The sequence below is a fragment of the Paenirhizobium cremeum genome (assembly GCF_022884085.1).
Classification (GTDB): Bacteria; Pseudomonadota; Alphaproteobacteria; order Rhizobiales; family Rhizobiaceae; genus Allorhizobium; species Allorhizobium cremeum.
In genome coordinates, this window is the sequence record NZ_JAGGCS010000004.1 from 200,657 (window position 1) to 211,422 (window position 10,766).

Sequence of the window (10,766 nt, forward strand, 5' to 3'; positions counted from 1 at the left end):
TAGGGTCGCCCACCGTTCAGCACCAACAAATCTTTTGAAAGTCAGTCATAAAGGCAAGTGATATAGTCGCCTGAACGCTTGGCGCGCCGGTCGACGACGCCGGCCAGACGCTTCATGCCGTTGCCCGGCTTGCTGGCTACCCGGGTGATCGGATTGGGCAGCGAAACGGCAAGCAGCGCCGCCTGCCGCGCATTGAGCTTTGCCGCCGGGATCTTGAAATGGTGCTGGGCCGCAGCCTCGACGCCATAAATGCCCGGCCCCCATTCCGCGACATTAAGGTAAATTTCCATCGTCCGCTGTTTGGACCAGACGGCGTCGGCGACAATTGCCAGCGGCAACTCCATTGCCTTGCGCAGCATCGACCGACCATTCCAGAGATAGAGGTTCTTCACCGTCTGCATCGGAATTGTACTTGCGCCGCGAGTGGCCTCTCCGGCAAGCGCGTCATCGATCACGCTTTTCATCTCGCCCCAGTCGACACCGTGATGAGAACAGAATTGCCCGTCCTCCGACATCATCACGGCGCGCACGAGGTTCGGCGAAATGTCTTCGAAATCGACCCAGCGGCGGTCATAGCCCTGAAACGTCACGAGATCGGCGAGCATGAGCGTCGAGACCGGATGGATGAAATCGAGACGGTAGAGAACGATCAGGGCATAGGGCAGCAGGAGAAGTGCGGCCACCACACCCGCGATCCGCCTTGCCGTCTGCGGTATCCGCCGCGGTGGCACCGGTTCCTCCTCCGGGCCTGCATACCCGATATCGCTGTCCTCAGCCAATGAAACCCTGTCCGATGTTAGACTTTCCGTTTCTCTTAGCCGCCCTTGGCGGCCAATGCCAGACCGCTTTCGCCTATGGCTCGCCAAGCCCCCAGATTCCCGTTGCCTGCGCTTGAAGAGCATGCCAAATAGCCGCCCATGAGCGCGATGACAAAGAGCCCGACGACACCTTCCTTCGAAAGCCGCCTGCTGACAACCGCTTCGAGGGTCGAGGCGCTTCTGGACAAACTCCTCTCGTCCGGCTGTCTGCATGACGAACTCGTCCGGCCGCAACGGCTGCTTAATGCCATGCGCCACGGGACGCTCAACGGCGGAAAGCGCATCCGCCCCTTCCTCGTGGTCGAAAGCACCGCCCTCTTCGGCGGCGACGCCGGGGCGGCATTGCGCATTGGCTGCGCGCTTGAATGTCTTCACAGCTATTCGCTGGTGCATGACGACCTGCCGGCGATGGACGACGACGACCTGCGCCGTGGCAAGCCGACGGTTCATGTCGCTTATGACGAGGCGACCGCCATTCTCGCCGGCGACAGCCTTTTGACCTACGCCTTCGACGTGATTGCGGCACCGGAAACCGCGCTTTCCGATCGCGCCCGGATCGAACTGGTACTGGCGCTTGCCCGCGCCGCCGGCATCGGCGGCATGGCCGGCGGTCAGGCCCTCGACCTTGCGGCCGAGAAGCAGGCGCCGGACGAGGCCGGCATCGTGCTTCTGCAGTCGATGAAAACCGGCGCCCTCCTGCGCTTTGCCTGCGAGGCCGGCGCCATCATCGCCGAGGCGCCGGCTGAAGATCGTGCCCGCCTCAGGTGTTTCGGCGAGGTGATCGGCCGTGCGTTCCAGCTTGCCGACGACCTGCTCGACCTCACCTCCAACGCCGCCACGCTCGGCAAGGCCGCCGGTAAGGACGCCGCTCGCGGCAAGGGAACGCTGGTGGCGCTCAAAGGGCAGGAATGGGCGGAGGCCGAACTCGACCGGCTGGTGGCGGAGGCGGAAAGCCTGATCGGCGCCTATGGCGAGAAGGCAACAACCCTCATTGAAGCCGCCCGTTTCGTCGCCAACCGAAAGCACTGACATGAGCAAGTTCTGGTCGCCGATCGTCACCGCGCTCGAACCCTATGTCGCCGGAGAACAGCCGGCGATCGCGAACCTCGTGAAGCTGAATACCAACGAGAACCCCTGGGGTCCCTCACGGAAGGTGCTGGAGGCGATCCACGCCGCGATCAATGACGATCTGCGCCGCTATCCCGACCCTTCAGCAAGGGCGCTGAAGGAGGCTATAGCCCGCTATCATGGCGTAGCATCGGAACAGGTCTTCGTCGGCAACGGCTCGGATGAGGTTCTGGCCTTCATCTTCGCAAGCCTGCTGAAGCACGATGCGCCGTTGCTCTATCCGGACATCACCTACAGCTTCTACCCGACCTATAGCCGTCTCTTCGACATCGAGACGCGCACGATCCCGCTCGACGCGGATTACCGCATCCGCCCGGAAGACTATAACGCCCCCTGCGGTGCGATCATCCTGCCCAATCCGAACGCACCGACAGGCGTCGGCCTACCGCTTGGCGATATCGAACGGCTTGCCACAGCCCATTCCGATCAGGTCGTGGCGGTTGATGAAGCCTATGTCGACTTCGGTGGCGAGACGGCGATCCCTTTGATCGCCGACCATGAAAATGTCATCGTCATCCGCACCTTCTCGAAGTCGCGCTCGCTCGCCGGCCTCAGGGTCGGTTACGCCATCGCCCAGCGCCCGCTGATCGAGGCGCTGGAGCGGATGAAGGACAGCTTCAATTCCTATCCGCTGGATCGCATCGCTCAGGTTGCCGCGGTCGCCTCGATCGAGGATGATGCCTGGTTTACCGCCCGCCGGGACGAACTGATCGAAAACCGCAGACAATTGACGGTCGAACTGGAAAACCGCAGCTTCGTGGTGCTGCCGTCGCAAGCGAATTTCGTCTTCGCCCGCAAACCGGGCTTCGAAGGAAAGGAGCTTGCCGCAGCGCTGCGGCAGCGGGCCGTCCTGGTACGCCACTTCAACAAGCCGCGCATCGCCGACTTCCTGCGCATTTCCATCGGTACGCAAGCCGAATGCCGCCGCCTTATCGAAGCGATGGATGACATTCTCTAAGGCTCGCCCAGGCAAAACGCAGTCAGTGCAGCGCACTTCATTGAACCGGACACGCTGCAGCAAGGCCGCCGATAACAAACAAGGCCGGAGCATCTTGTCCGATGCTCCGGCCTGTTGATAGGTGAGGCTGCGGGCGCCGAAGACCGCCCGCCTTTTCACGCGGTGATGGCGTCGGGCCCGAGGTTATTCCGCTTCGTCAGCGGAAGCGGCGTTGAGCTGGCCGTATTTTTCCTCGCCGATCTTCGAAAGCAGTTCGAGCTGGGTCTCGAGGAAGTCGATATGACCCTCCTCGTCCGCCAGAAGGGTCTCGAACAGTTTCATAGAGACATAGTCACCGGCCTCATAACAGATGTCGCGGGACTTTTTATAGGAGGTGCGAGCGTCATATTCGCCGGCGAGATCGGCTTCCAGAACTTCCTTGACGTTCTGGCCGATGCGCAGCGGTGCGACCGTTTGCAGGTTCGGATGACCTTCGAGGAAGATAATGCGGGCAACCAGCTTGTCGGCATGCTGCATTTCCTCGATGGACTCAGCACGTTCCTTCTTCGCAAGCTTCAGATAGCCCCAGTCTTCCAGCAGGCGATAGTGCAGCCAGTACTGGTTGACCGCGCCAAGTTCGAGGAACAATGCCTCGTTCAATCTTTCGATGACTTTCTTATCGCCCTTCATGGTGGTGATATCCTCTACCTGTGTTGCAATAACTGACATAAACCCTGCATCCAGTGTCATGTCAAACTTTTAGAATGATTCTAATCCAAACTACTGTGTATGCTGCACCGGCCATCCTAGAACATCAACGCGTTCTTGAAAACGGGCCGACCGACGGCCGGTTCCTTGCCGGACATGGAAATGAAACGGGATTCAATGGAAGCCGGCGCGGGACATATGCGCGCCTGAAGTCATCGGATATCAGGCGACCTTGCCGAGGTTTCGGCGGCGCTCAAGATTGGCAAGTCGCTGTTCTTCATGGAAACGGCGCAGGCGTTCCATGAAGTCGCAGACCTTCACGCCGTCCGTCTTGTGTGTAGCGTGATACTCTTCCGTCGTTTTGATGATGATATCGACGACGTTGGGGAAGCAGCCGCAACACCGCCCGCGCTTGCCCATGGCATGGTAAACCTTGGCGGGCACGATAAGCTGCCAACAGTCCTCATCAAGGAGTTCGTTGATAACCTCCCTGATTTCTTTGTCGGTAATAAAGTTGCAGCTACAAACCAGCATGGTTTCGTTGCCCAGGAAACATGACTTTCAGCCACTTCTTTCTGCAAAACCCGATGACCGTTGTCAAGAAAAGAATCCGCTAAAGGACGCATGGGAGCCATGCGCGGTGGCGTCCCGAACATCCCATCTGGCCGGGACATCGCTAAAGAGGCAACGCAATCCGAAATCCCCCAAGATTTCATCGGCGCCGATGAACGCCGCGAAGGAGCCTGTCGTTACTGGCCTTGCGTATCGGAAAGCAGGCCGCTGGTGCGCAGCAGCGAGGCGAAACGGCCGCCTCTTGCGCTCAGTTCGTCATAACCGCCCATTTCGATGATCCGGCCCTGGTCGAGAAACAGCACGAGGTCGGCTTCGCGCACGGTCGACAGGCGATGGGCGATGATGAAGGTGGTGCGGTCCTTGCGCAGCCTGTCGATGGCGTCCTTGACGCGGGCTTCGGTTTCAACGTCGAGCGCACTCGTCGCTTCGTCGAGCACGAGGATCGGGGCATTCTTCAGGATTGCACGGGCAATCGCGATGCGTTGACGCTCGCCGCCCGAAAGCCGGTTGCCGCGTTCGCCGACCACTGTGGTATAACCCGTCAGGCGGCTCTCGATGAAATCGGTGGCAGCGGCAGCCTCTGCCGCCTTCATGACCTCTTCTTCGGTCGCATCCTCGCGGCCAAGGCGGATGTTTTCCTGGATCGAGCGGTTGAGCAGGCCCGCATCCTGGAACACGGTCGCGATCGAATGACGCAACGATTTCCGGGTGACGGTGGAGATATCGACGCCGTCGATCAGGATCTTGCCCTTCCGGGGCTCGTAGACACGCTGCAAGAGATTGATGAGCGTGGTCTTGCCGGCACCCGTCGGCCCGACGATCGCGATCGTCTGGCCGGCCTTTACCGAAAAGGATACGTCGTGGACGCCCTGTCCGGTATTGGCGAAATCGAAGGAAATGTCGCGGAATTCCACGTCGCCCTTGACGTTCCGCAGTTCGACGGCGCCGGCCGGCTCCTCACGTTCCTGCACCGCATCCTCCAGCTTGTAAAAGTCCTCCAGCTTCGAGCGGGCCTCGAATATCTGGGTCGCGAACTGCCGCATCTGGTCGAGACGGCCGATCAGAAGGGTGGCAAAACCGGTGAATGCGATGACGTCGCCGACCTTGAGGTCGCCGCTCTGGACGAGCAGGGTGCCGATGACCAGAATGATGAGCATCGACAGGGTCGAGGCGATGCGGTTCAGCGCGCTGGCGATGGCCCACCAGTCGAGTACGGGATACTGTGCGGCGAGAAGCTGCTCGGCATAGCGTTTTAGCGCGCGCGTCTCGGCTTCGATGCGGTTATAGCTATGCAGCACCGACACGTTGCTGATCGAGTCGCTGACGTGGGAAAAGACGGTATGGTAATGGCTCTCGACGGATGCCTGCCCTTCCTTGGTGCGGGTCATCACCGTCTTGCCGATCAGAACGTAGAAGATGCTGAGCACGACCAGGACGGCGGTAAGGCGGACATCCATGGAAAACGCGGTCGGAACCAGAAGCGCAATCGCAACAGCGGTTGAAAGATGCGTGCGCATGAACTCGAGCCAGAGGCCGAAGAGCGTTTCGCTGGCGCGCAGCAACGTGTGGAGGGCATTCGAGGTGCCGCGCTTCTGGTGCCAGCTGAGCGGCATGGAAATGATGCGGCCGAAAGCCTCGGTCAGCAGGTCGGCCCGCCGGCCGTGCGCGAGACGGTCAGCCTCGCGTGCGACAAGAACGAAGGCGAAAGTATTGAAGACGCCGAAACAGCCCCAGGCGATGAGGATCATCTTCGGATCGCGCTTTTCGGAGATCGCGTCGATGATGCGACCGAAGAGAATGGGTTCGGCAATGGTGATGACGGCGAGAATGATGTTGGCGAACACTACCAGCGCCACCCGGAACCTGTAGGTCGCGAGGTATTTGAGCGCCTTTATATAGACTTGAAACAGGGACAATTGCGTTCTCTCGTCGGTCAACCGCTATCCGTTCAAAGCTTCAAGCGCTTTTCGCGTAGGAAGGCAAGAGTGAGGCGGGAAACCGGGGCATATGGTTGTTGTGCAGCTCAAGCCACGCGCTCGATAAAAAGAACACTGCAACCGGGACGGGCGGCGGATTTCGATTGGTTGTTCCGGCGGCAATGGCTAGATTTCGGATGTCGAATTTAAACGCCTCCTAACCGAATATGGTAGCAAATGATTTACATCGTGCCGGACGGGCACAAGACAAACGCGACGGCTATGGCTTTTTCGTGGTGTTGCCGCTTCGGCGGCCTTGGGGGTTTAAGTGAGTGTCAATCAGATAATCCAGTTCCTTGTGGTTGCCGACGAATGCAGGTCGCCGGAAGAGGTCGTCGTCGAGCTGGAAAAGCTCCTTCGCACCTATCGCTTTGATTATTATGGAATTCTGCGGCATCCGAAACCGCACGAAAATCCCATGAAGCTGGTGCTTGTCGGCCGTTGGCCGGAGCGCTGGCCGGAAACCTACATTTCCAAGAAATTCGTGCTGATCGATCCGACCATCCGCTATCTTGCGCAGGCCCAGAAGGGATTCCGCTGGCGCGACACGATTGTCGCATTCCGCAACGATCCGCACCGCAAGCGCATGGAACGCATGATGGGCGAATCGATACGCTTCGGCCTTGAGGACGGTTACATCTTCCCGGTTCACGGACGACAGGGGCTGCTGGGCAACATGACGCTCGGCGGCAAGCCCGTTGACCTGTCGCCGGTGGAAATCACGCTGTTCGACGCCGTGGCCAAGAAGGCCTTCTGGCGTCTTCTGGAGTTGAAACAGGAGACCGGCGAGCTTGAGGCTGCCGCCACGGTCGACACGAAAATGACGCGGCGCGAGATGGAGGTTCTGAACTATCTCGCCGACGGCATGACGTCCAACGAGATCAGCAAGGTGCTGCAGATATCCAACCACACCGTGGATTGGTACATGAATGGCATCCAGGACAAGTTGAAGGCAAAGAACCGCCAGCATGTCGTGGCGCTAGCGCTCCGGCTCGGGCTCATCACCTGACGGCATCGGGCGTGGGCTAAAATTTCCAGAAAACGACGCAGATGGGGCTTGCCCCGGACACCAGGTTATGAAGATATTTCGCAGTTGCAAAAATACCTTGGCCTGTCGTTTGAGGAGACCGATTTGCCCATTTCCAAGATACTTGTCGCCAACCGATCCGAAATTGCCATTCGCGTCTTTCGCGCCGCCAACGAACTCGGCCTGAAAACAGTCGCGATATGGGCGGAGGAAGACAAGCTTTCGCTGCATCGCTTCAAGGCTGACGAAAGTTACCAGATCGGCCGCGGCCCGCATCTTTCCCGCGAACTCGGACCGATCGAAAGCTATCTTTCGATCGAGGAGATCATTCGGGTTGCGAAGCTTTCCGGCGCCGATGCTATCCATCCAGGCTACGGTCTCCTGTCGGAGAGTCCCGAGTTCGTCGACGCCTGCAACGTTGCAGGTATCACTTTCATCGGTCCTCGCGCCGAAACCATGCGGCAATTGGGCAACAAGGTCGCTGCCCGCAATCTGGCGATTTCGGTCGGTGTGCCTGTCGTCCCGGCGACCGATCCGCTGCCGGACGATCCAGCGGAAATTCATCGGCTGGCGGAGGAGATCGGCTATCCCGTGATGCTGAAGGCGTCCTGGGGCGGGGGCGGGCGCGGCATGCGCGCGATCCGTGACCCGAAGGACTTGATCCGCGAGGTGACGGAAGCCAGACGCGAGGCGAAGGCTGCATTCGGCAAGGACGAGGTCTATCTGGAGAAACTCGTCGAGCGGGCGCGGCACGTGGAGAGCCAGATCCTCGGCGATACTCACGGCAATGTCGTGCATCTGTTCGAGCGCGACTGTTCCATCCAGCGGCGCAATCAGAAGGTCGTCGAGCGCGCACCGGCTCCGTATCTTTCGGAGGCGCAGCGCCAGGAACTGGCCGCCTATTCGCTGAAGATCGCCAAGGCGACAAACTATGTCGGCGCCGGCACCGTCGAATATCTGATGGATGCGGATACCGGCAAGTTCTACTTCATCGAGGTCAATCCGCGCATTCAGGTCGAGCACACCGTCACCGAAGTGGTGACCGGCATCGACATCGTGAAGGCGCAGATCCACATCCTCGATGGCCACGCGATCGGCACTCCGGGGTCGGGCGTGCCGAAGCAGGAGGACATCCGGCTGAACGGCCATGCGCTCCAGTGCCGCATCACGACCGAGGATCCGGAGCAGAACTTCATTCCGGACTATGGCCGGATCACAGGCTACCGCTCGGCTTCGGGCTTCGGCATCCGTCTCGACGGCGGCACCGCCTATCCGGGCGCGGTTATTACCCGTTTCTACGATCCGTTGCTGGTCAAGGTAACGGCCTGGGCACCCGATCCGCTCGAAGCCATCCAGCGCATGGACCGCGCGCTTCGCGAGTTCCGTATTCGCGGGGTTGCCACCAACCTCACCTTCCTCGAAGCGATCATCACGCATCCGAAGTTCCGCGACAACAGCTACACCACCCGCTTCATCGACACGACGCCGGAGCTGTTCCAGCAGGTCAAGCGCCAGGACCGCGCCACGAAGCTGCTCACCTATCTTGCGGACGTGACCGTCAATGGCCATCCGGAAGCCAAGGGACGACCGAAACCTCCCGCGGATATCGCAGCACCGGTAGTGCCCTTCATCGAAGGAGATATCCCGGCCGGCACGAAGCAGAAACTCGACGAACTCGGCCCGAAAAAATTCGCCGAATGGGTTCGCGCCCAGAAACAGGTGCTGGTCACCGATACCACCATGCGCGACGGTCACCAGTCGCTTCTGGCGACGCGCATGCGCACCTACGATATCGCGCGGGTCGCCGGCACCTATGCCCGGGCGCTTCCGCAGCTCTTCTCCCTGGAATGCTGGGGCGGCGCGACCTTCGACGTTTCCATGCGCTTCCTGACCGAGGACCCCTGGGACCGCCTTGCCCGGATTCGTGAAGATGCTCCGAACCTGCTTTTGCAGATGCTGCTGCGCGGCGCAAACGGCGTCGGCTACAAGAACTATCCCGACAATGTCGTGAAGTATTTTGTAAGACAGGCGGCGAAGGGCGGCATCGATGTGTTCCGCGTGTTCGACTGCCTCAACTGGGTCGAGAACATGCGTGTCTCGATGGATGCCATCGCAGAAGAAAACCGGATCTGCGAGGCGGCAATCTGCTATACCGGCGACATTCTGAATTCCGCCCGGCCGAAATACGACCTCAAATACTACACCGCCCTCGCCGCCGAGCTGGAACGGGCCGGCGCCCACATGATCGCGGTGAAGGACATGGCGGGCCTGCTGAAGCCCGCAGCCGCCCGCGTGCTCTTCAAGGCCTTGCGCGAGGCGACCGACCTGCCGATCCACTTCCATACGCACGACACCTCCGGCATTGCGGCTGCGACCGTGCTGGCGGCGGTGGAAACGGGCGTCGACGTGGTGGATGCGGCGATGGATGCCCTGTCCGGCAACACCTCGCAGCCCTGCCTCGGCTCCATCGTGGAAGCGCTCAAGAGTTCGGAGCGCGATCCGGGCCTCGATCCGCAATGGATCCGCCGGATCTCCTTCTATTGGGAAGCCGTCCGTAACCAGTATGCGGCCTTCGAAAGCGACCTCAAGGGACCGGCTTCCGAGGTCTACCTGCACGAAATGCCCGGTGGCCAGTTCACCAATCTCAAGGAACAGGCCCGTTCGCTGGGGCTGGAAACGCGCTGGCATCAGGTCGCACAGGCCTATGCCGATGCCAACCAGATGTTCGGCGATATCGTGAAGGTGACGCCGTCCTCCAAGGTGGTCGGCGACATGGCGCTGATGATGGTCAGCCAGGATCTCTCCGTGGCCGACGTCGAAAATCCGGACAAGGACATCGCTTTCCCGGATTCGGTGGTTTCCATGCTGAAGGGTGACCTCGGTCAGCCTCCGGGCGGCTGGCCGGAGGCCCTGCAGAAGAAAGCGCTCAAGGGTGAGAAGCCCTATACGGCGGTTCCGGGCTCGCTGTTGCCGCCGGCCGATCTCGATGCGGAGCGCAAGGCGATCGAGACCAAGCTGGAACGCGCGGTTTCGGACTTTGAATTCGCCTCCTATCTGATGTATCCCAAGGTCTTCACCGACTACGCGCTGGTCGCCGAGACCTATGGCCCGGTGGGCGTTCTGCCGACGCCTGCCTATTTCTACGGGCTGGCGCCGGGCGAGGAACTGCAGCCCGAGATCGAGCGGGGCAAGTCGCTGGTCATTCTGCATCAGGCCAAGAGCGAGCCGGACGAGCAGGCTATGGTGAAGGTGTTCTTCGAGCTGAACGGCCAGCCACGCCTGATCAAGGTCCCGGACCGCAACCGCGCCGCCACCTCGCTGGTACGCCGGAAGGCCGATGTGACCAACGCCGCCCATCTTGGCGCGCCGATGCCGGGTGTCGTATCGACAGTGGCTGTCTCTGCTGGTCAGGCGGTCAAGGTCGGCGACGTGCTGCTTTCCATCGAGGCGATGAAGATGGAAACCGCACTCCATGCGGACCGCGACGGAACCATCTCCGAAGTCCTCGTCAAGGCCGGCGACCAGATCGATGCAAAGGACCTGCTGGTGGTTTTTGCCGGCTGACAGCCGGGCGCAGACACCGTCCTTCAACAAAGAAG

8 protein-coding genes are annotated in these 10,766 nt (G+C 60.5%); 4 read left to right on the plus strand and 4 right to left on the minus strand.

The window, feature by feature from the left end:
• Positions 1 to 41: 41 nt before the first annotated feature.
• The gene (gene mtgA / locus J5N58_RS09560) at positions 42 to 731 is read right to left on the minus strand and encodes a monofunctional biosynthetic peptidoglycan transglycosylase (RefSeq protein ID WP_162757398.1); all 690 of its coding nucleotides are present in this window, start codon (positions 729 to 731) and stop codon (positions 42 to 44) included.
• Between the two features lie 195 nt (positions 732 to 926).
• Here mtgA and J5N58_RS09565 point away from each other — a divergent pair, with 195 nt between their 5' ends.
• Both J5N58_RS09565 and hisC read left to right on the plus strand, forming a co-directional pair.
• Positions 927 to 1,847 carry a polyprenyl synthetase family protein gene (locus J5N58_RS09565; RefSeq protein ID WP_113443213.1) on the plus strand — a complete coding sequence of 307 codons (921 nt, stop codon included), beginning with the start codon at positions 927 to 929 and terminating at the stop codon, positions 1,845 to 1,847.
• A gap of 1 nt (position 1,848) precedes the next feature.
• The gene (hisC, locus tag J5N58_RS09570; RefSeq protein ID WP_113443118.1) at positions 1,849 to 2,904 is read left to right on the plus strand and encodes a histidinol-phosphate transaminase; all 1,056 of its coding nucleotides are present in this window, start codon (positions 1,849 to 1,851) and stop codon (positions 2,902 to 2,904) included.
• Positions 2,905 to 3,087: 183 nt separating this feature from the next.
• Here hisC and bfr read toward each other — a convergent pair whose 3' ends face one another.
• The 3 genes from bfr to J5N58_RS09585 all read right to left on the minus strand — a co-directional run bounded on the left by bfr (position 3,088) and on the right by J5N58_RS09585 (position 6,080).
• Positions 3,088 to 3,573 (minus strand): bacterioferritin, encoded by a 486-nt coding sequence (gene bfr, locus J5N58_RS09575; RefSeq protein ID WP_112830482.1) that lies wholly within the window; start codon positions 3,571 to 3,573, stop codon positions 3,088 to 3,090.
• Positions 3,574 to 3,813: 240 nt separating this feature from the next.
• Positions 3,814 to 4,140: a (2Fe-2S)-binding protein gene (locus J5N58_RS09580; RefSeq protein WP_244710698.1), complete on the minus strand. Its 327-nt coding sequence runs from the start codon at positions 4,138 to 4,140 to the stop codon at positions 3,814 to 3,816.
• A gap of 200 nt (positions 4,141 to 4,340) precedes the next feature.
• Positions 4,341 to 6,080 carry a glucan ABC transporter ATP-binding protein/ permease gene (locus J5N58_RS09585; RefSeq protein ID WP_112830484.1) on the minus strand — a complete coding sequence of 580 codons (1,740 nt, stop codon included), beginning with the start codon at positions 6,078 to 6,080 and terminating at the stop codon, positions 4,341 to 4,343.
• Between the two features lie 328 nt (positions 6,081 to 6,408).
• Here J5N58_RS09585 and J5N58_RS09590 point away from each other — a divergent pair, with 328 nt between their 5' ends.
• Together J5N58_RS09590 and pyc are read left to right on the plus strand one after the other, a co-directional pair.
• Positions 6,409 to 7,149: a LuxR family transcriptional regulator gene (locus J5N58_RS09590; protein ID WP_112830485.1), complete on the plus strand. Its 741-nt coding sequence runs from the start codon at positions 6,409 to 6,411 to the stop codon at positions 7,147 to 7,149.
• A 123-nt stretch (positions 7,150 to 7,272) separates the two neighbouring features.
• A complete protein-coding gene (gene pyc / locus J5N58_RS09595; RefSeq protein ID WP_113338144.1) occupies positions 7,273 to 10,731 on the plus strand; it encodes a pyruvate carboxylase in 3,459 nt (1,152 codons plus the stop codon).
• Positions 10,732 to 10,766: the final 35 nt, after the last annotated feature.